This window comes from Candidatus Nitrospira salsa (genome assembly GCF_965152625.1).
In genome coordinates this window covers 239,916-258,636 of sequence record NZ_CBCUCO010000005.1, presented here as the reverse complement: position 1 = coordinate 258,636, position 18,721 = coordinate 239,916, and the positions used below count along the sequence as shown (strand labels likewise).

General features: G+C 46.9%; 20 protein-coding genes and 1 pseudogene. 9 read left to right on the top strand and 12 right to left on the bottom strand.

Annotation, left to right across the window (positions count from 1 at the left end):
• The 8 genes from ACWQXP_RS21685 to ACWQXP_RS21650 form a co-directional block, all read right to left on the bottom strand.
• Positions 1-507: a hypothetical protein gene (locus ACWQXP_RS21685; RefSeq protein ID WP_454064972.1), complete on the bottom strand. Its 507-nt coding sequence runs from the start codon at positions 505-507 to the stop codon at positions 1-3.
• 6 nt (positions 508-513) lie between these two features.
• Complete coding sequence (locus tag ACWQXP_RS21680) at positions 514-843, bottom strand: hypothetical protein (RefSeq protein WP_454064971.1); 330 nt, start codon at positions 841-843, stop codon at positions 514-516.
• Positions 844-1,121: 278 nt separating this feature from the next.
• Positions 1,122-1,439 carry a methyltransferase domain-containing protein gene (locus tag ACWQXP_RS21675; RefSeq protein ID WP_454064970.1) on the bottom strand — a complete coding sequence of 106 codons (318 nt, stop codon included), beginning with the start codon at positions 1,437-1,439 and terminating at the stop codon, positions 1,122-1,124.
• A 60-nt stretch (positions 1,440-1,499) separates the two neighbouring features.
• Positions 1,500-1,796, bottom strand: a complete 297-nt coding sequence (locus ACWQXP_RS21670) for a hypothetical protein (protein ID WP_454064969.1) — start codon at positions 1,794-1,796, stop codon at positions 1,500-1,502.
• 90 nt (positions 1,797-1,886) lie between these two features.
• Positions 1,887-2,366, bottom strand: coding sequence for a YaiI/YqxD family protein (locus tag ACWQXP_RS21665; protein WP_454064968.1), 480 nt, complete (start codon positions 2,364-2,366; stop codon positions 1,887-1,889).
• A gap of 206 nt (positions 2,367-2,572) precedes the next feature.
• Entirely contained in the window at positions 2,573-3,061 is a 489-nt protein-coding gene (locus ACWQXP_RS21660) for a hypothetical protein (protein ID WP_454064967.1), read from the bottom strand.
• A gap of 17 nt (positions 3,062-3,078) precedes the next feature.
• The gene (locus tag ACWQXP_RS21655; RefSeq protein ID WP_454064966.1) at positions 3,079-3,324 is read right to left on the bottom strand and encodes a hypothetical protein; all 246 of its coding nucleotides are present in this window, start codon (positions 3,322-3,324) and stop codon (positions 3,079-3,081) included.
• 22 nt (positions 3,325-3,346) lie between these two features.
• Positions 3,347-4,513: a Na/Pi symporter gene (locus ACWQXP_RS21650; protein WP_454064965.1), complete on the bottom strand. Its 1,167-nt coding sequence runs from the start codon at positions 4,511-4,513 to the stop codon at positions 3,347-3,349.
• A 268-nt stretch (positions 4,514-4,781) separates the two neighbouring features.
• Here ACWQXP_RS21650 and ACWQXP_RS21645 point away from each other — a divergent pair, with 268 nt between their 5' ends.
• The gene (locus ACWQXP_RS21645; RefSeq protein WP_454064964.1) at positions 4,782-5,696 is read left to right on the top strand and encodes a glutaminase; all 915 of its coding nucleotides are present in this window, start codon (positions 4,782-4,784) and stop codon (positions 5,694-5,696) included.
• Between the two features lie 440 nt (positions 5,697-6,136).
• On the opposite strand, the gene ACWQXP_RS21640 is transcribed toward ACWQXP_RS21645, so the two are convergent.
• On the bottom strand, positions 6,137-6,754 hold the full coding sequence (locus ACWQXP_RS21640; protein WP_454064963.1) for a class I SAM-dependent methyltransferase: 618 nt from the start codon (positions 6,752-6,754) through the stop codon (positions 6,137-6,139).
• Between the two features lie 170 nt (positions 6,755-6,924).
• Between ACWQXP_RS21640 and ACWQXP_RS21635 the strand changes: the two genes are divergently transcribed.
• Positions 6,925-7,944: an isopenicillin N synthase family dioxygenase gene (locus tag ACWQXP_RS21635; RefSeq protein ID WP_454064962.1), complete on the top strand. Its 1,020-nt coding sequence runs from the start codon at positions 6,925-6,927 to the stop codon at positions 7,942-7,944.
• Positions 7,945-8,278: 334 nt separating this feature from the next.
• On the opposite strand, the gene ACWQXP_RS21630 is transcribed toward ACWQXP_RS21635, so the two are convergent.
• The 3 genes from ACWQXP_RS21630 to ACWQXP_RS21620 form a co-directional block, all read right to left on the bottom strand.
• A complete protein-coding gene (locus ACWQXP_RS21630; protein WP_454064961.1) occupies positions 8,279-10,435 on the bottom strand; it encodes a transporter substrate-binding domain-containing protein in 2,157 nt (718 codons plus the stop codon).
• A gap of 56 nt (positions 10,436-10,491) precedes the next feature.
• Positions 10,492-10,821: a YajD family HNH nuclease gene (locus ACWQXP_RS21625; protein ID WP_454064960.1), complete on the bottom strand. Its 330-nt coding sequence runs from the start codon at positions 10,819-10,821 to the stop codon at positions 10,492-10,494.
• Between the two features lie 119 nt (positions 10,822-10,940).
• Positions 10,941-11,375, bottom strand: coding sequence for a hypothetical protein (locus tag ACWQXP_RS21620; protein WP_454064959.1), 435 nt, complete (start codon positions 11,373-11,375; stop codon positions 10,941-10,943).
• 802 nt (positions 11,376-12,177) lie between these two features.
• Between ACWQXP_RS21620 and ACWQXP_RS21615 the strand changes: the two genes are divergently transcribed.
• The 7 genes and pseudogenes from ACWQXP_RS21615 to ACWQXP_RS21585 form a co-directional block, all read left to right on the top strand.
• On the top strand, positions 12,178-13,206 hold the full coding sequence (locus ACWQXP_RS21615; RefSeq protein ID WP_454064958.1) for a hypothetical protein: 1,029 nt from the start codon (positions 12,178-12,180) through the stop codon (positions 13,204-13,206).
• Positions 13,207-13,256: 50 nt separating this feature from the next.
• The gene (locus ACWQXP_RS21610; RefSeq protein WP_454064957.1) at positions 13,257-14,273 is read left to right on the top strand and encodes a c-type cytochrome; all 1,017 of its coding nucleotides are present in this window, start codon (positions 13,257-13,259) and stop codon (positions 14,271-14,273) included.
• A 235-nt stretch (positions 14,274-14,508) separates the two neighbouring features.
• Positions 14,509-15,147: a thiopurine S-methyltransferase gene (locus ACWQXP_RS21605; protein ID WP_454064956.1), complete on the top strand. Its 639-nt coding sequence runs from the start codon at positions 14,509-14,511 to the stop codon at positions 15,145-15,147.
• A gap of 513 nt (positions 15,148-15,660) precedes the next feature.
• Complete coding sequence (locus tag ACWQXP_RS21600; RefSeq protein WP_454064955.1) at positions 15,661-16,500, top strand: hypothetical protein; 840 nt, start codon at positions 15,661-15,663, stop codon at positions 16,498-16,500.
• A gap of 110 nt (positions 16,501-16,610) precedes the next feature.
• The gene (locus ACWQXP_RS21595; RefSeq protein WP_454064954.1) at positions 16,611-16,904 is read left to right on the top strand and encodes a transposase; all 294 of its coding nucleotides are present in this window, start codon (positions 16,611-16,613) and stop codon (positions 16,902-16,904) included.
• Complete coding sequence (locus ACWQXP_RS21590; protein ID WP_454064953.1) at positions 16,901-17,764, top strand: IS3 family transposase; 864 nt, start codon at positions 16,901-16,903, stop codon at positions 17,762-17,764. The genes ACWQXP_RS21595 and ACWQXP_RS21590 overlap by 4 nt, the downstream gene beginning before the upstream one ends.
• A gap of 578 nt (positions 17,765-18,342) precedes the next feature.
• Positions 18,343-18,697: pseudogene (locus ACWQXP_RS21585) on the top strand (transposase); the annotation flags it as partial.
• Positions 18,698-18,721 lie beyond the last annotated feature (24 nt).

Here is an 18,721-nt window from a genome sequence, read left to right as displayed (position 1 = left end):
TCATTGAGGATCGTGGCGAGAAGAACTTTTCTCCCCTCTATCCTGTCGATCATGCATTTTCCCAAATAGATACCCGGCAATCGCTCCCATGATTCCAATGGAGGCGGTCAGTTGTTGCTCAACATCTGCAAGCACGACGATTGCGATGGTGCCGAAAATGACAAAGACTAAACCACTGGCATAAATGACATCTTGAGCCGAGTAATCTTTACTTTTACTGATCATAAACAACATGATCATGAGAGAGATCATGCCGGCTATGGCGACGCCGAGGGTGTGATATAATCGATTCTGTTCTTTGAGCTGATTGAATTCATACGTATATCTGTCTGCTTCTGAAAAAATTTCCTGTGCGGGTGATTCTTGGGGGATAGGATATTGAGCATCAATATCGATTCCGTTCCCCATTTCTTCTGCCAATCCCGCTCCTGCCCCCCACAACGCGTAGACGAAAAAAACAAGACAACAGATCAGAATTCTCAAGAGCCGCATATCATGCTTCATCATAGGTTATCACTCTTGAAGTATTTGAATGAGTTTGGAGTAATGTTGGATTTGTGAAAATTTTCTGGCTTCTCTTGCCTCATCAACCTTTTGTTCCAGAGAGGCGATCATGGCAGTTTTCTTTTTTAACGTCCAGCTTCGTGTGTCATCTCGAAAGCGCCGATAGACCGGTGGCTCCTGCATTTTTTGAATAATAGGAGCATTTTTCTGACTAGGAAGCTGAAACTTTCTCAGCTCTTCACTATTGACCGGGATAGACACTGCGAGGAGTGATGCAAGGAGAAATCCCGAACAACCGAGTATGCCGATTACTCCTCTGCCATCTCTCCAGCGATTCATTCGGCTCCTCTACACAAATAATGATACAGGTATGCTCCCAACTTACTCATTTACTCATAAAAAGGCAATACACCACCGCTTGACCTTGATTCGCCTTCCAATTCTGGATATCAATGAGACAGATACAATCTCACTGCACTAAAGCCTTTTGGCTCTCTGCCGAGATACAGCAGACGTTTGCCGGGTTCTTTCACCTGTCGTAAAAAGTGCTTCGCCCAATTCTTTGCTGGCTGAGGACTATCAACATATTTTAGCTGTAAGAGAGAAAGTCCCGCATGTTAGGACGCTAATTTCTGTGAGGCTTCGGAAAAGTAAGACACGTGTTCGAGTTCAGATTTCGGATAATTTTTAATATCAGAAGCGTAAATCGGACGTTTTCTCCGGCATTCAACATTCTGCACTTCGATAGCGATGCCCCCACCATTTTGTAGCATCCCTTTCATTGTTTTCAAGATCTCACAGGGGTCGGGCAAGCGTTCAAACGCATGCCAAAGACTATTCACTTCGAATTGTTTATTAGAAAACTCTAAGTCTTGTAGCCGGCCAATAAAGATCTCAGCCATGCCCTGTTGTTTTCGTAGGTTGAGCATATTCATCGGATAGTTCCGTTCCAAACACCGACAATCCCGACTCTTTGGCCACGGCGCAGAAACCGCCTATCCCACGTCCAATAACATGCCAGTGGTGACGTACTGTAGAATGTCATCCAGGCGTTCCTGATACAATTTTTTGAGATAATATTTATTGTGATGAAACCACGCGCTGGCTGGACCATCCTGTAAGAGCCCGGGCCTCGTATACAGTTCTTTCAAGGCCTCAGGTCGAGGTTGCGGACTTAAGAAAATTAGTTGACATGTCTGACATTGAAAATCGTTGAAGTCAGAGGCGCGCGTCAGTTGAGTAAATGCACTGTTCTGACAGATCGTGCAGGATGTTATCTGTTCGTGGTTCATGGATTGCGCTTGGTCTGTTACGTGTCATTCAATACAGGGCAAGGAGGGGGGGGATAGTTAACCAAATATCTGTCTTGCTGAAAAGAAAAATTACTCAAGTTTCCCATCTACCCTGTCTTGTTGTTTCGACTGTGTCATGAGGTAGTGCTCGAGGTGCTTGGCAAATAATTGTCGATTGCGTTGAGTCAGAGCTGATGGTCCGCCAGTCTCGATTCCGCTTGCCCGGAGTGTATCCATAAAATCTCTCATTGTCAGACGAGCTTGTATCGTATCGGGTGAATGCATCTCGCCGCGTGGATCAAGCGCCTGTCCACCCTTGGCAATAACTTCAGCAGCCAGAGGAACGTCAGCCGTAATCACCAGATCTCCAGCTCTTAACCTTTTGACGATTTCGGAATCGGCCACATCAAATCCATCGGCGACTTGAAGAGCGGAAATATAGTTTGATGATGGAATCGATAGCAGGCGATTAGCAACGAGTGTGATGGGAACAGCTGTTCGTTTAGCCGCTCGAAATAATATTTCCTTTATCACCTTAGGGCAGGCATCCGCATCAACCCAAATTGGCATCAGATCCTTTCATTGCTCAGGACGTGGCCAGGAAATTCTGACCTCTTTCGTGTACCTTCAAGTTCAAGCTCGAGCATGGTGGCGAGACTTTGACGGTATCTTTTCGTCGACGAGGCAAGACTACGCCTCGGGAAGAGAATATGCAAGAGGCGCACGATAGAAAATGTTGGGATGTTCGTGAGGCTGTCTTACATGCGGAAGTCTGTTTATTTATCAGCAACCTCAATTTTGCTGCCATCAGCCGAAACATCAATGTCTATAGTGCTTTCGCCAATCTGACCGACAAACTCATAGCTGACAACCTGCATACTTGCTGAATGACTGGCTTCGATGTAGGTGGGAATGAATCCTGGCAAGTTTTTTTGAATGGCTTTCATGACAGCTCCGGGAACCATGTCCTTCTGAAATTCTATTTCAATCTCTTGAATTTCTCCGCTTGGAAACACATCATACTCAAATTTTCGGCCATCTTTGAATGTGCCTTGAATTTCATAGACAAAGCCGCCGCCAGGTTCGCTTTCGGTATTTGCACTACCGAACGTAGCCTCAGGGAATTGGGCTTGGGCATTTTGGATGATCGTCGCTGGGATGGTGCTGAGTTCAATTGGTGTCTCGACGCCAGCCCAAGAATGCAAAGGCCGGTGCGTAATGATAAGGCAAACAGAAACAATGAATAGCCAGTAAATTTTATCCATGGATCGGTACGCTCCGTTTATTTCCTCTGAGAGTTGACTGCCAATAACTCAGAAATTTCTTTTCGTAATAACTGCCAAAAGCCTTGAAGGTTTGAATATTTGTTGTTGACCTGATCTAAGTACACTTCCAGTTGCTCGATGGCTTCATGTTGTTCAGCCTCGCGTTCCTTTTTTAATTGCTGTTTGAGCTGGAGGAGAGTCTCTTCAAGTTCTTCAACTTTTTGCTCGAGCGCATGTTTGCGTGATGCGATTGTATTTAACATCGTAAATCTCCTAATTATGTGATTACCAAGCAAATGCCTGACTGACGCCAATAAGCATCATGGGGATGAGAAAAAAGACACCTCCAATGTACAATGCAACGTAGAGTTTTTTCCGCATCGCGATGTCAGACATTTTTTCGGCTGCCTGAATGGGAATGTTTCGTAAAAAGGGAATGCCATAAATTACGATCACTCCGGCGACATTGTAGACGAAATGGATCAGGGCGATTTGCAAAGCGAAAATGGCATTGACGCCCGTGACCGCTGTGGCAGCCAGTAATGCGGTGATGCATGTTCCAATATTGGCGCCTAAGGTAAAGGGATATATCTGACGTAAGCTGAATATCCCGCTGCCCGCTAATGGCACGATAAGGCTTGTCGTGGTAGAAGACGACTGGACGAGTACTGTGACGGCGGTGCCAGTGGCGATTCCTGTTATGGGACCCCGGCCAATGGCACTATGAAGAATGTCTTTCGCACGACCGATCATGAGGACTTTGAGCAGTTTCCCGATCGCAGAGATGACGAAGAAAATCATTCCAATGCCGAAGGTGATGAGGAGGACTCCAGTGAGAACTTCAGAAAGGCCAATGCCTCCAAACATGGTTTGAAGTGTTTGGATTGGGGGAGTGACGAGAGGCTTCATGAAATTTATCCCCTTCATAGACATAGAGTCGCCCCCAATCATAAAGCTGGAAAGGTAGGCCCCTGTTTTATGAAGTATGCCAAACATGATTTCGAGTGGCAAAAAAATTACGACGCTAATCAGGTTGAAAAAATCATGAATGGTGGCTGCGGCGAAGGCACGCTTAAACTCGACGCCTTGCTTCACATGACCTAAGCTGACAATGGTATTGGTAATCGTGGTGCCAATATTTGCTCCCATGATCATCGGGATAGCAATCGCAACGGGCAATCCGCCGGCAACCAGTCCAACGATAATTGAGGAGACCGTGCTGGATGATTGAATAAGCGCTGTAGCGACCGTGCCAATGACTAGCGCCGTTAGGGGATTGCTTGCAAAGGAAAAGAGTTCCTTGGCTTCCCCTCCGGTGGCTGTCTTGAAGCCGCTTCCAATCATCCCGACGGCCACAAGTAAGAGATAAATGAGGGCCGTGACCATCAGCCATTGTTGATAGTTAGCTGACGTCGTCATGTGTTGTTGATCGTACGTTGTCGAAATAGACATGAAATTTCTCCGTATGGTGAACGGCTCAGAAAGGACGGCGGTGATACGATGTTTTTCACGCTTCCATTGTGCTACACCCTAAACACACACCGTTAAGAACGTGTTACGGATACGTGCAATTTATGTAAATAGTGAGTTGTCATAGACGAAGATGGAGAGTAAGGCCGTTTGACATTCGTCTGATGTCCTGCAAGATTGCAGAGGGTGGTAGGAAAACGTGAGGTCAGTCTCGAAGTGTTGACGTGACGAGAAATTGGTGGAGATGTGCATGGACTATCAACGACTCTTTTCTGAAATAGCGTTTGAATTGACAAAAATCGACGATCTCGGCAACGTGGCGTCCTATATTCCTGAATTGCAAAATGTCGATCCCAAGAAGTTTGGTATTCATTTGACCACTATTGATCAGCAGGATTATAGCTTTGGCGATGCCAACGAAAAGTTTTCTATTCAAAGTATCGCGAAGGTGTTAGCCCTGGCCTTGGCCTTTGAATTAGAAGATGATCAACTCTGGGATCGAGTCGGCGTTGAACCCTCTGGGAGCCCATTTAATTCGCTGGTGCAGTTGGAATACGAAAAGGGGATTCCGCGTAACCCGTTCATCAATGCCGGCGCTTTAGTGATTTCCGATATTCTGGTGAGTCGATTAAACAACCCTCAACGGGAGTTTCTTGAGTTCACAAGAAAAATTTCCGGAAATCCTCAGATCGACTACTGTTCGAGGATTGCTGAATCGGAACGACTGACGAGTTTTCGAAACGCTGCGCACCTCAATTTAATGAAGTCCTATGGGAACATACAAAATGATATCGAGGCCGTGTTGGATTTTTATTGTCATCTGTGTTCCATTGAAATGACGTGCAAGGAATTAGCTCAAGGCTATTTGTTTTTAGCCGCCAATGGCGTCAACCCGTTAACCAATGAACGCGTGCTTCGTGGCAGTAAAACGAAACGCATTAATGCCATTATGCAGCTGTGCGGGTTTTATGATGAAGCAGGAGAGTTTGCTTTTAAAGTCGGATTGCCGGGGAAAAGTGGAGTGGGTGGGGGAATCATCGCCATCTACCCAGGGCACTACAGTATTGCGGTGTGGAGTCCCAAATTGAATAAAAAGGGGAATTCGTACAGAGGCATGCAAGTACTAGAGTTTTTTACGACCAGAACGAAATCTTCAATCTTTTAACATTTATAGCGAATCCAATTAATTTCCAATTGGAAACCTAGGCGATGATCGTTGCATATCCCAGGTATTGTTGAAGGGCAGCCTACGTTGAGCCCTGTTTTCCCTTTGGAGTGTCGATTGAAGTCGCCTAGACAGCGTAAAGCTACGCCTCAAGCATCGGAATGTATACCCGCTTGGATTTACTGACAATGATTGACGTTTTCTCTCACGTATTGAATATCAAAGTTGGACAAGTTTGGACTTTATCGTTTCGGTATAACTGAAGCGGCTATAACGTGTTTCATGTTCTCGCATGGGAAGTCAGGATTTGTGATTTTGCTATCGGTTGTCTCGTCATAAACGTGTATCCGTTTTGAAAAGGACGAATGGATGCCATGTATTGTGGGTAAATGTGCCGTTATATCGAGTCTGACCCCAAATGAAAATATAGATGGGTTGTGTTAGGACGGAGTGGCCGTTCCCCAATAGTTGAAGGCGGCAAATTTAGGGCCATCTAGATACTGAGAGTCCATGGTCTGAATCGCAAAGCCTCCTTCTTCGAGGTAGCGGGGAATTGGACGATTAAGATGGCAGCCACCAGCAATCTTTTTCCACAGCGGCGTGAGTCTATTTTGCCAACGACAAACGCCTTCATCTGGCGCCGCGCCATGTTCACAGAAAATAAGTTGCCCGTCAGGTTTGAGAACCCTGCGCATGTGTCGTAACGCTTTCTGCCAGTTTGGAATGGTACACAACGTATATGTGAGTAGGACGGTATCAACGCTTTCATTTCTCAGTGGTATTTCCTCTCCTGGTAAATCAAGCCAACGGACCTCAAAGGGTGCGTGTTCCAGGTTTGTCTGAGCTTTCTTGCGCATGCCTTCAGAGGGTTCTAGCCCCCACACCAGTTCAATATTTTTCGGGTCATAATAAGGAATATTTAAGCCCGAACCCATACCAACTTCTAGGACTCGACCTTTTGCCAGAGGGACAACTTTTTCTCGTTGCTGCTGAATGACTTTGAGTCCACAAGCACAATGTATGAGATGCGGTAAACAATATTGCTCGTACATGTTCATATCGTTGAACTTCTCCCGGCCACTGAGCGGTTTGGTTTGACGTTAGTCTCTGTCCCAGATTGAATCCGACAAGGTTGACTGTTCCATTTATTCAACCTGGTGAAAAGACCCATCTAGTGACATACTATCACCTGATCTATCACGAGGGGTAGAATGAGTCATCAACGCTTATGGCAAATCACATGGTTCCGATCGTCAATATAGAGTCACGAGGCAGCGGTGGCGTAAAGCGCCAAAAAATAATAGAGCAGATTGGTGAAGCCTGTCACGATTGGGGATTTTTTCAGATCACTGGACACGGGATATCTGAAGACTTAATCGCATGCGTCTGGCGCGAGACCAAGGGGTTTTTTGCGTTACCCACTTCCGCAAAAAATACAGTGGTGCGTACGAAGGAGAATGCACGAGGCTGGTATAACCGTGAACTGACCAAAACCTCTCGTGATATGAAAGAGGTCTTCGATTTTGGATACAAACCCTATCCAGAGCTTTCTGATCAGCACCCTTCAAATTGGACGCGTGATGGTTTTAATCGCTGGCCAGATGGAGAGCATTGTTCTAGTTTCCAGTCAACCATGTGGGAGTACTTTCAGGCGTGTGAGCGGATTGCGTTTGAATTACTTGACGTGATAGGGGAGGGGCTGGGTGTTGGTCCTGGTAGTCTGACTCAAGACTTTCGTGGTAAACATACCAGTTTCCTTCGGCTCAATTATTTTCCCAAACACGATCCCGTCCATGTTGATCAACACGCTTCAGCAGAGGGACATCTGGGTATTCATCATCATTCTGATGCTGGTGCACTGACAGTGCTGCTTCAGGACCATGTCGGTGGTCTTGAGGTTTGCCTCAATAATGAATGGATTTCAGTGGACCCAGTAGAAGGTGCACTGGTGATCAATATTGGGGATATGATGCAAGTCTGGAGTAATGATCGCTATCAGGCTCCACTTCATCGAGTGCGTGCCAGTGAAAACCGTGATCGGTATAGCTTGCCGTTTTTCTTTAACCCATCCTACGAGGCCGAATATGCCCCTCTCGATGTCTTGACGAGTGAAGCATCTCCTCCAAAATATCGATCTATTAACTGGGGAGAGTTTCGATGGCAAAGGCAACAGGGCGATTACGCGAATTACGGTCAAGAAAACCAGATTGCAGACTATCGGATTCCCTCGAACATTTCTCAGAGATAAGTCCATGGAGCTTGAGTGACTGTTCACAATGGTTGCTTGATACGCATGATGTGGCCATCATTCTTTCACCAGCTCGTTAACGAGTTTTTCGGTTCCGATCGTTGAGAGGCGCCGCAGATTGTGCCGACTCTTGCAAGAAGCGAATTGAGATTCATCTCGCTGTGTCTAATCATGTAGAGGGTTGATGATTGTGTTGACGGTACACGGGAATGATTGATAAGGGCAGACGAAGTTTCGATTAGTTTTTGTTAAAGCATCACGTTTTGTGAGATATTTGGCCGGGGAGAGGTGATTGCGGAAATTATAGAAGAATGAAAAGCCGTACGAATATCAATTAGGACTCCATTCCCTGTACGTAGGCCTCGTATCGCTGCTTGATTTCTCGGACATATTTCACGGGTTCAGAACATCGACAGTAGCCGTGCCGAGCGTGTTTGGCATACTTCCGTTTCGACAGCAAACGGATGGTCTCTTCGACATGTCCAAACCAACGATTTGGATTACGCCCCTGTTGTCTGGCCAAACGCCGTGCATCCAGCACGTGGCCTTGCCCCACATTGTACGCCGCCAACGTGAACCACATACGATCAGAAACCGAGAGTTCTGGTTCAAACCGGTCTCGGACCCAGCTCAAATATTTTACGCCCGCATGAATGCCACTTTCAGGAGAACCGAGATCGTGAAATCCCAAACTTTTGGCTGTCCGAGGAAGCACTTGCATGAGTCCCACGGCTCCAGCCCACGAACGGGCATCAGGATCAAAGCGGCTTTCTTGATACATTTGCGCGACGATCAATCGCCAATCAAATCCGTATTGTGTTGCATACTGTTCAACAAGCGCGTCGTACGGAGAGAGTTCGCCAGTTTGGCTCACGCGTAGTTGTACGTGCTCGCGAATATCTCGTTCGTTTTCAAAATATTTCTGAACGGTGAGATTGTAGAAGACCCCACGATATTCTTTTTTCAGGAATGCATTAATGGCTTGTCGAAGGTTAGGATTCGTTCGACGCACGAGCCAGCCATGCTGTTTCGGATCGCCTAAGGGAAAGGCCGCACGTATATCCTGGCGCGAGGTTAGTTCGATATCGACGAGATGGCTATCTGCCACTGTCAAGTCGTATTCCCCAGACGCGACGCGAGCGATGACTTCTTCCGTTTCGAGTTCTTCTGGGGCTTCGATCAGTTCAAGTTGAATGCCTTGTTTTCGAAGAGCGTCGAGCGTGGTCCAATACGAGCTACTTCGTCGCACCGCAAGGGTCCTACCTGCAAGGTCTTCGGGTTGTTGTAGTCGGTCCTCAGGTTCATCGTCACGGGCGACTACAATTTCAGAGATGGTGAAATATGGGCGGGAAAACGCGACGCCCTCGGTTTCTCGTTCAGGGGAAATGGTCATCGAAGCCGCAATCACATCGCCTTTTCCCTCACGCAGCCATGGAAGAAGATCCTTCCGGCTTGGAGGAACGATCATTTCCATGCGCAATTTGTGTTTTTTAGCAAAATGATGAGCTAATTCATATTCAAATCCCAATAATTTCCCACGCCACAGAAAATATGTTGCCGGATTGTTTCTGGTGAGTACGCGTAACACACCATGGTGTTGAATGTTATCGAAATCTGCCGTGGAGAGTGTCGGTCGGGAATGCATCAGATTGGCTGCTGATAAAAATGTATTCAACTTGTTCAGTAAAACCGAAGAATCCGGGCGTACGCCCCAGGCTATGGGCCGCTCCTCTGTGATATCGAACGCCGCTCGCAAGTCTGATCGGTAGGTCTGTACAGTGCGTAGCAGCTCGTTGTCTGCCACGGAAACGTCAAATTTCCCTCGGGCCACGCGATCGAGAATTTGTTCTGTGTCCAAATGATCTGGTGCTTCTTGGACGATGATCTTAGGATATTTTGCCTTCAGCTGCTGAACGGTGTTCCAAAATGTTGAGGACCGTCGAACGACGATGGTTCGCCCCTTTAAATCCCCTAGATGGGTCAACTGTGTGTCGGATTCTCTCGTGACAAGTTGTTCGCGAACAATGTCGACCGGGACGGTAAAGTTGATTTGAGATTGTCGTTCAGGAGTGATGGTCAGATTGGCCACGATAAGATCGCCCTTGCCTTCGAGCAATGAGGGGATGAGGTCTTCATGGTTTTTGACTCGGACCCGAACGAATTTCACATTGAGATCACGCGCCAAGTTTTCCAATAAAAGATTGACTCGATCCTGAGGAGAACTTTGGCGTGGAAGATAGTCAAGGGAAGCAAAAGCAAGTGGTGGACTCAATACGCGCACATACCCACGCGATAGGATCGCCTCGAGATCGCCTGTTTCCACATAGAGGGGGCCTGAAGGAACAAACGCAGAGGGTTGAGAAGGCTTAGATGAACTTTCTTGCGAATCGCAACCAACAAAGAGTAGCCCAATGAGGACGGCGCAACAACGAAGACTGGCAATAAAGAATGAATCGAAGGTCTTGACGCTGAGCGTTGGTGTAAACTTCATGTGCTCTCGGGTACAAAGGTCTCGACCTTGTAAAAGGCGGTATGATCTAATTTCTTCTATTTGTTGAGATAATCTCCAAGTATGCCTCGGCTGTGTTCATCATCATGGCAATACACGCAGAGGTTTTCCCAATTCGATCCATTTGACGGATTGTTGTGATGATTTCCGTCCTTATGGTGCACGGTGAGCAGGTGTTGATTGGTACTGTCGAACTCCCTTGCGCATTTTGCACAGATGAGACCATGGAGCTTCAGCGACTGTTCACGATAGTTGCTCGGACGCACGTTATGTTGCCGTAGTTCTTTGACGACCTCGTCAATGGGCTTATCTGTTTCGACCTTTTGAAGACGTCGCAGCTTGTTACGACCCCTGTATTGGCCTCCCATTGTTGGTCACCTCCTATCGATTCACGAGCAGCCCCTGGTCTTGTCAGAATTTCTTAGTATATGGCTGTCATGCAGAACACGCTGGAATAGCGTGTCCCGCATGAATAAGAGTTTCTGAATTATTTCAATGCCTCAAGAGTGCTGCGCATTTCCTCTAATTCCTTCTTAAAGAGAGTCAAATGTTCATCGCGTTGCGGTTGGTCATCTTTAAATTTCCACACCCGTTTAAACACAGACCAGAGTTCCTTGTTATGGGTGACAGCGAGGTCGTAGGTGGGTGTCAGCTGTTTAGCTTCATCCACACAGCACAAAGTATTATCGAACGCATGAAATTGATTGTGCAAATTGTCTAATGCCAGGTCTTTTCCTTTTTTACCCATGGCCGCATCCGCACTCTTGTCCATCATGTCTGCAAGGTTCAGCAGTGTGTCGACGTTGGTGGTACCTTTCGCCTTCTGCCTGAATTCATCCGCTTGAGGATAGAACAGATAGCTGCAGCCACTGAGGCCCATGAGCAAAACTGCAGATGCTAAGATTGTTGTGAATTTTTTCATACATTCCTCCGCTGTTAATAATGTGACTGATTGTTGTGACGATTGTTTTATAGATTCTCAATCTCTTTTCTTACCATTCTTGTTCATCTGTACTTTATCGTAGCTGGATCAGCTCGGCTAGACAACCTCATGAAAGGGCAAAACATAATAGGCGAGTCAGGATCGATTTTACACCAAATGAAGTATGTTCTGTATGCTTGCTCTTAAATTCCCTTGGCACAGCCTCGAAACATTTCTCGGTAACATGTTTACTTATGGTAGTAGAAGGTCTTTGGTAATGTGAAGTAGATAAAAGTCAATATGTTTGCTGACATCTGTACTCTGGAATGTTCATAATATGGTGTCTGACCCCATTATGATTAATTCGATACGTGTGTGTATTGGTTCAGATACGTCTTCTCTGCCTTCTTTCTTGGCTCTTGGATTTGCCATTGCGTTTTTTTAAGAGGAATTTCATCATGCATTAGAGTCGTTTGCTTACTTCGAGTATTTTTTTCACTCTCTCTTACGGTTTTGGTATAGTCGTTGCATTTGTTATGTCAGTATGACGAGCACATGTTGAGCCGAAGTCCAAAAAACAAACTACTGTTTTCAAGAAATGCAGGCGTTATTGATGATGAACCACATGGTTTGGCATTCTATAGTTATCTTATTGCTAGCCGTCATGTTCAGCGGCCTTTATTTCGCTATCATCAAATTTCCCGAAGCGCATGCACTACCGCAATTCACCAGGCTCTACGAACTGAAGTGCAGCAAATGTCATCTTGCCCCTCCCAGCCTCAACAGTACAGGTAGGAGGTTTTTGCAGAATGGGTACAGGTTCTTTAGAGAAGAGCGGGATAAGAAGACCATCAAGGATTTGATCAAGCTGGATCGCACCATTCCGTTGGGCGCATGGATATCATCCCAACCGTATGAGAACAAAAATGGGGATGACCGAGTCAGACCTTTCCAGGATGCCAGGCTCTATGTCGGCGGCGGAATCTACAAGGATATTTCGGCATTTATGCGATGGGATCTCGAGAGAGAAAAGGATTATCGATTTGGTTCTCAACTTGCGACGCTGAGTTACAATCCCACCGATCTCCTCAATGCCCATGTTTCCTGGACGAGTGTCACGTTTCACGATATCAGTGACACGCTGCATAACTCACGTCAACTCACACTGAAACCGAATTCGGTGATCAGCCAGTCGTTTGGCGGAGCGGATAATAACGGCACGCTTTCTTCGCCGCGACAAGGAGTTCATGTATCTGGCTGGCTCACGAAAAATCTATTTTATACGCTGGGGTATAGCGGAAACGCCGAGGACACCATTATCGGAAATCTCTCAACCCTTTCAGGACGACTGGCCTTTGATATTGTACCGATGACCGGCTATGACTCTTTTGCGATTACGGCTGGGGCGTTTGGCATGTCTGGACTCAGCAAGAACTCGAATAGTCGAAAGTTTGATCGCATTGTCAGTGATGTGCAGATGGACATCCCGATTATTTATGCTCCCGTTCCCGGCGTCATTCGCTTGTCGGGGGCGTATCTATGGGCGAAAGACGATCTTGGACAAGGAAGATCTGCGCACAATCGCGCATGGTATGCGCAGGCGCTTTTTGCGTCGATGTCGAAGGGAGACCCAAAATGGGTCCCAGTTGTTCGATATGACGAGTACACGAAGAATGACCGGCAAGATGTCTTCAGTGAATTGACCCTCAACCTCACCTATTATTTCGTAGAAAATTTTAGAGCACACCTGGAGCATTGGAGACAATTGGACGTTCCTGCTGGTTCAGATAAGGACCGCAGTGTGATCTTCCGGTTTGTCTACTTGTATTAATGATGAAACATCTCTTTCTAATATCAATCATGCTTTTCTTGCTAACGCCCATGTTCTTAAACGCGGGTCCTCACGAAACACTGGGTATCTGGGACGAAAACACCCCGGTCTATCAGGTCTTGAAAGATTTAGGTGCCCCGATGCCTGAGCATTATATCCCACAGCGCGACCCGGAGGTGGTGAAGCGAGGTGAGGAAATCGTCAAATACGGCGTGACCCAAGGACCTGACGGCACCACATCAAATGTGCAGTCTCAATTCTTTGTGTGCATTGATTGTCACAATCTTCAACGAGAAGATTCAGATCTCAGGGCAAGCGATCCGGAAGCCCGGTTGGATTATGCGATTCAAAACAGAAAGCGGTTTTTGCCGGGGACAACCTTCTATGGAATCGTGAACCGAACGACGTGGTACAACGGCGACTATCAGAGAAAGTATGGGGATTTTGCTGCTCATGCCAATAAAAATTTGGTTAATGCGATACAACTCTGTGCGACGAAATGTGCAATGGGCAGAAAACTGGATGATTGGGAAGTCCAATCGGTCCTCGCGTATTTTTGGTCTCTCGAATTAAAGCTCCGAGATCTGAGCCTGACCGAATCGGACTGGAGGAAATTAAGGCTGGCCTCCCTTCAGCCCGTCAACAATCAAGATCTGATCTCGTGGTTGAAAGGGTTTTATTTGAGTGCAGCACCAGCGACCTTTTCCAAGCCTCCTGCGCCTATTATGGTGTCAGATCCCTATGTGCCCGATATTGAAAATGGAAAAGCCATTTATGTCTTGAGTTGTATGAGCTGTCATAAAACTGGCGGCATAACGTCTTTCCCGCTTGCAAACTCCGAAGTGACGTACCAGCTTTTGCGCGACCACACGGCTTTTGGTGCCAATTTTTCTGTCTACAAGGCGGTTCGAAACGGGATTAAAGCGAGCCCTGGCAAAGGTTATATGCCGAATTTCCCGTTACAACGCATGAGCGATAACCAGTTGCAGGATTTACAGGCATTTATCAAGAATCAGGCAACACACGACCCATTGCCGCTCGAACCATTCGTCGATTGGATCAATTAACTAGGCATACAGAGGATTTCTTCTTTGTTAAATCAAGGAGAATATCGGGTTGGTTTTTCTTAATGGGAAGCCTGGAGAGGTATGGCAAGAATGATGCTGTCTGAGTATGATGAAGCAAGAAATTCATCTCCGTTAATAAACGTCAGACTATGAGGTCAGGTTCCAAAACCGAATTGTCTTTACACTCGAGAGTAGAAATGAGAGGTCACGCAAAAATGGGGAAGGAAAGATTTGTATGAAAGCCGATTTCTGGAACGACAGATGGCAACACAATCAGATCGGTTTCCACAATAGCGAAGTCCACCCATTGTTGATTCGCTTTTGGCCGACGCTGGAATTATCGACGGACGCCAGGGTGTTGGTACCACTGGCAGGCAAATCGCTGGACGTTCGTTGGCTGCTAGAGCAGGGCCATGCTGTGACGGCTGTGGAATTGAACAAGTTGGCAGTCGAGGCTTTTTTTACAGAGCAGCAATGGTCTGCGACGCAAACCCATCGCCCGCAGCATATCGTTTTCCACCACGAGACACTCGAATTCTGGGTGGGGGATTTGTTTGCTCTCGAGAACGAGAATTTAATGGCTTTTGAGGGAGTCTACGACCGGGCGGCATTGATCGCACTCCCACCAGAAATGCGTGCTGGTTATGTCGAGACGATAAGTGCATTATTAAAGCCTGGCGCGAAATATCTGCTGATTAGCCTGGAATATCCTGACGACATGCTGGACGGACCTCCCTTTGCCATCGATGGCCAAGAGATTGACAGATTGTTTCATGAAGGATTCTCCATTCACTTTCACGGTAGGCATCCCTCGGAGGTGAAAGGACATCCCTGTTTCGAAACCGTCTACACGTTGCAACGTTTGGATGTGTAACGTGAATGCAAGGCATGTCTAGCAAATTCTGTAAAGACTCACTGACTATTGAGGCACACATGAAGGTCTGTTGAACGTGTAAGAAGTATTGAGGGAAAATCAATTACACGAACATTTGGTAGGGCAGTAATAGTAGTAGATCTTATCCTATGCTTTTTATTGAGTCGCCAAGGATTGCAAGAGGTCTTAACCAAATTGGTCGAACACTGTAACAAACAGTATCATCTTTCATCCTTGAGATATAAAACCTCAAGACTGCTTGAGCATGAGTATCTTGTAGATGAAATTGAATCTAGCTATTCCCCGTAGCAAGCTACGGGGTTACCGGACAAAGGGAAGAGTTTGAGAAACCGTGGTGTCTCAAACAGAATAGCTCTTCCTCTGAATTCCCCGTTGCTTGCGGAAGAGATCTTTTATTGGCTCTCGCTCTTATTCCGGTAGTACCCTTAATTTTTCTGCATGGTTGTCTTGCGATTTTGTAGATTGTGTAAAATGAGAGTGTGGGGGGCAGATATGTATAAGATCAAGCATAGCGAGGGTGGGAAGAAATATAAGAGAAATAGTCGCAATAAAATTCCTAGGCATGAAGTAATTTATGGCACTACAGAAGAGAAAGTATCAAAAATTTCTGTAACGTTCGATTCGGAAACGGGTGGAATTGAATTTGGTCAATCTATGGTAAAGACAGTTAACCAAACTTTATATGAAAGAAGAAGTGGGAAAGGGCCAAAAATTTTAAATCAAACGCCTACGATTTCTGAAGAAATTCTATTTAGCTCAAACGAATCCTTATTAAGCAATTTTGAATTACTGTTTGCTATAGACACAAATACCCAACGAATTGAGTCTGAAGTTATTTCTGTTTCTAGCATTATAGTAGGCGAAATTACGACTGATGTTAAAAATGCCAAGACCGTCATTAACTATTCTATTCCTTTTTGCATGGAATTTATGAATGTTAATAAGAATCCAGAGAAGCTCGCTTGGAAAATATTAGTTGATCACATTTTGATCGATGATATATTACGTAATATTCCGAGAATAGGAATAATAGTAGACTCAGATTTGGCCAACATTGCTAGCTACAATGAAAGAAAATATCCTATTATTTGTGATTTTTATCTACCTGGAAATGTTCAATTGATTTATGCTGCTGCTGATGGAGGAAGCGAGTATCTTGCAAATTTCCTATTGCAACAGTCTGACGACATGTCCGCTAGAGTATTAAAAATGATGAAAGCTGGAAAGATTCCTGCTAATGAAAAGGTTGTACAAGGGAAACCTTATTCGAGTTTCAGGAAAATTTTTTCTACTCAAGACCATGAAGTCTCCCCTTATCAAAGTCTCCGATAATATAAGTAGTCATCGCTGCTGAATGCTAAAAAGGGGACATCCTTCTTTGAGGTGGCCCGGAATTGACAGACACCGGAAAATGGGGACAAGATTCCCCCAGGAGGTGTCGCATGGGCCAACGTAAGACTTTTACCCCCGAGTTTAAGCGCGAAGCGGTGCAGTTGTTGGAAAGCGGGAGTCGCCCGGCCTCGCAGATTGCGCGTGAATTGGGGATCAAGCGTAATCAATTGTATAAATGGCAAGCCGAGCTGAACACTCGAAAGGATGAGGCCTTTCCTGGCTCAGGCCGGCGGCCTGGACAGAAGGATGAGCTCAGCCGGTTAAAGGAAGAGCTGGCGCAGGTGAAGGAGGAACGCGACATCGTAAAAAAAGCCGCGGCGTACTTTGCCAAGGAACTCCGATGAAGTACGCCTTTATCGCCGCTCATCGTCAGGAGTTCCGGCTCACTCGCCTCTGCCAAGTCCTCGAGGTCAGTCGAAGTGGATTCTATGCGTGGCAGCGACGCCCTGAGAGTCCCCGCACTCAACAAAATCGCGCCTTGCTTGAGCGGATGCACGTGTTGCATCGGCAAACGCGTGAGGCCTATGGGGCGCGAAAGATGTGGCAGTGCTTACGCCAAGAAGGCCATGCCTGCGGACGGCATCGCATCGCCCGCTTACGCCGCGTGGCCGGCCTTGTAGCCCAGCGCCGCCGTCGCTTTGTGCGTACCACCCAAGCGCGTGGGGAAAAAGTCTCACGCCCGAACCTTCTGGAGCAGCAGTTTTCTGTAACCGAGAAAAATCGTGTCTGGTGTGGCGATGTGACGTACATCCCAACCCGAGCGGGCTGGCTCTATCTCGCGGTTCTGCTCGATCTCTATTCGCGGCGAATTGTGGGTTGGAGTATGAATGAGCGCCAGACGGTCATGCTGGTGGTCGAGGCATGGCAAATGGCCTGGCAGCAGCGCCATCCACCCGTTGGGTTGTTGCATCACAGTGACCAAGGGACCCAGTATACGGCGGGACTCTATCACACGGTGCTCACACGCCATGGCGTGCAGCTGAGTTTCAGTGGCAAGGGGTGTTGTTATGACAATGCCGTGGTAGAAAGCTTTTTCAGTACGCTCAAGAACGAGCTGACGCATCATCGCTCGTTCCAGGATCGCACGGAAGCTCGTCAGGCAATCTTTGACTATATTGAGTGTTTCTATAACCGGCAGCGCCTGCATCAGACGCTCGGCTATCGCAGTCCCGAGGCGTTTGAACAGCACGCTGCTGACTCTTAACTTCGTGTCTGTTGTTTTAGGGCCATCTCACAACGATGAAGGCCATAAAAAAGCATTGTTAGAATTGGGATTGTGGCCTGACAACGTCTTCAAACCAACTTAAATTCCAAGTCGTAAGTGCAATTTCCTCTATACAAGAGGGACGAACTGATTATTGAACATTTGGGGTTCGATAATATCGAGTTTTTCTGGGACGGTTGTAGGAAAAGGGGACATTCTACTTTTCCTTCCATGTGCTTCCTCGGGCATTGTCTAGTAATCTCACACTTTACAGACAACACCTTATATCGACTCTACCCATCAGCTTCCTAAGCCGTCGGGTTCCTGTCAACATCAACTGCCATGTTTTGTCGCTCTATTTCTTTGAGTTTAGTTTTTCCACGTAGCTTGCTGCGGGGGCATTGGTATAGGAGACATTCTCCTTTTCGATAGCTACTAAGGCATATAAGGTGCGTCGGAGCGTTATTGGAGTTATATTTGAAAGTAGTGCCTGAGGTGAGTTGAAAAAACGCGGCGTCTCGGGTTGAATGGGTGTTGCGACACATCCACAACTCAACCATGAAAGGAGAGACGCCACGATGAAGGAGCGTAACAAACCGGAGAGAGAAGATCGAGCTGTAGGTGATCCATTGACCGAGGTGCCTGCGGGCTGGAGCCCGGAAGTTATTGGCGCAAGCGCTGGAAGCTGAGGTCGCGGAGTTAGTCGCCGCGTATGCCGCACATCGAGATGAGGCTGGTCGGGCTCGTGTCGTGCGGAGTGGGCACCATCCCGCACGAGAGATTCAAACGGGGCTTGGGCCGGTGACGGTCCAGGTGCCGAAGGTATGCAGTCGTCAGGGGGAGCCGGTGACGTTCCATTCCGCCCTCGTCCCGCCCTACGTGCGCAAGACGCGGAGTTTGGAAGGGGCGCTGCCCTGGCTGTATTTAAAGGGCAAAGGGGACATTCTCTGACGGCTC

Bases quoted from the DNA above. Each gene is read 5' to 3' on its own strand.
- ACWQXP_RS21685 (WP_454064972.1), bottom strand. From the start codon at position 507: ATGATGAAGCATGATATGCGGCTCTTGAGAATTCTGATCTGTTGTCTT.
- ACWQXP_RS21680 (WP_454064971.1), bottom strand. From the start codon at position 843: ATGAATCGCTGGAGAGATGGCAGAGGAGTAATCGGCATACTCGGTTGT.
- ACWQXP_RS21675 (WP_454064970.1), bottom strand. From the start codon at position 1,439: ATGAATATGCTCAACCTACGAAAACAACAGGGCATGGCTGAGATCTTT.
- ACWQXP_RS21670 (WP_454064969.1), bottom strand. From the start codon at position 1,796: ATGAACCACGAACAGATAACATCCTGCACGATCTGTCAGAACAGTGCA.
- ACWQXP_RS21665 (WP_454064968.1), bottom strand. From the start codon at position 2,366: ATGCCAATTTGGGTTGATGCGGATGCCTGCCCTAAGGTGATAAAGGAA.
- ACWQXP_RS21660 (WP_454064967.1), bottom strand. From the start codon at position 3,061: ATGGATAAAATTTACTGGCTATTCATTGTTTCTGTTTGCCTTATCATT.
- ACWQXP_RS21655 (WP_454064966.1), bottom strand. From the start codon at position 3,324: ATGTTAAATACAATCGCATCACGCAAACATGCGCTCGAGCAAAAAGTT.
- ACWQXP_RS21650 (WP_454064965.1), bottom strand. From the start codon at position 4,513: ATGTCTATTTCGACAACGTACGATCAACAACACATGACGACGTCAGCT.
- ACWQXP_RS21645 (WP_454064964.1), top strand. From the start codon at position 4,782: ATGGACTATCAACGACTCTTTTCTGAAATAGCGTTTGAATTGACAAAA.
- ACWQXP_RS21640 (WP_454064963.1), bottom strand. From the start codon at position 6,754: ATGAACATGTACGAGCAATATTGTTTACCGCATCTCATACATTGTGCT.
- ACWQXP_RS21635 (WP_454064962.1), top strand. From the start codon at position 6,925: ATGGCAAATCACATGGTTCCGATCGTCAATATAGAGTCACGAGGCAGC.
- ACWQXP_RS21630 (WP_454064961.1), bottom strand. From the start codon at position 10,435: ATGAAGTTTACACCAACGCTCAGCGTCAAGACCTTCGATTCATTCTTT.
- ACWQXP_RS21625 (WP_454064960.1), bottom strand. From the start codon at position 10,821: ATGGGAGGCCAATACAGGGGTCGTAACAAGCTGCGACGTCTTCAAAAG.
- ACWQXP_RS21620 (WP_454064959.1), bottom strand. From the start codon at position 11,375: ATGAAAAAATTCACAACAATCTTAGCATCTGCAGTTTTGCTCATGGGC.
- ACWQXP_RS21610 (WP_454064957.1), top strand. From the start codon at position 13,257: ATGTTCTTAAACGCGGGTCCTCACGAAACACTGGGTATCTGGGACGAA.
- ACWQXP_RS21605 (WP_454064956.1), top strand. From the start codon at position 14,509: ATGAAAGCCGATTTCTGGAACGACAGATGGCAACACAATCAGATCGGT.
- ACWQXP_RS21600 (WP_454064955.1), top strand. From the start codon at position 15,661: ATGTATAAGATCAAGCATAGCGAGGGTGGGAAGAAATATAAGAGAAAT.
- ACWQXP_RS21595 (WP_454064954.1), top strand. From the start codon at position 16,611: ATGGGCCAACGTAAGACTTTTACCCCCGAGTTTAAGCGCGAAGCGGTG.
- ACWQXP_RS21590 (WP_454064953.1), top strand. From the start codon at position 16,901: ATGAAGTACGCCTTTATCGCCGCTCATCGTCAGGAGTTCCGGCTCACT.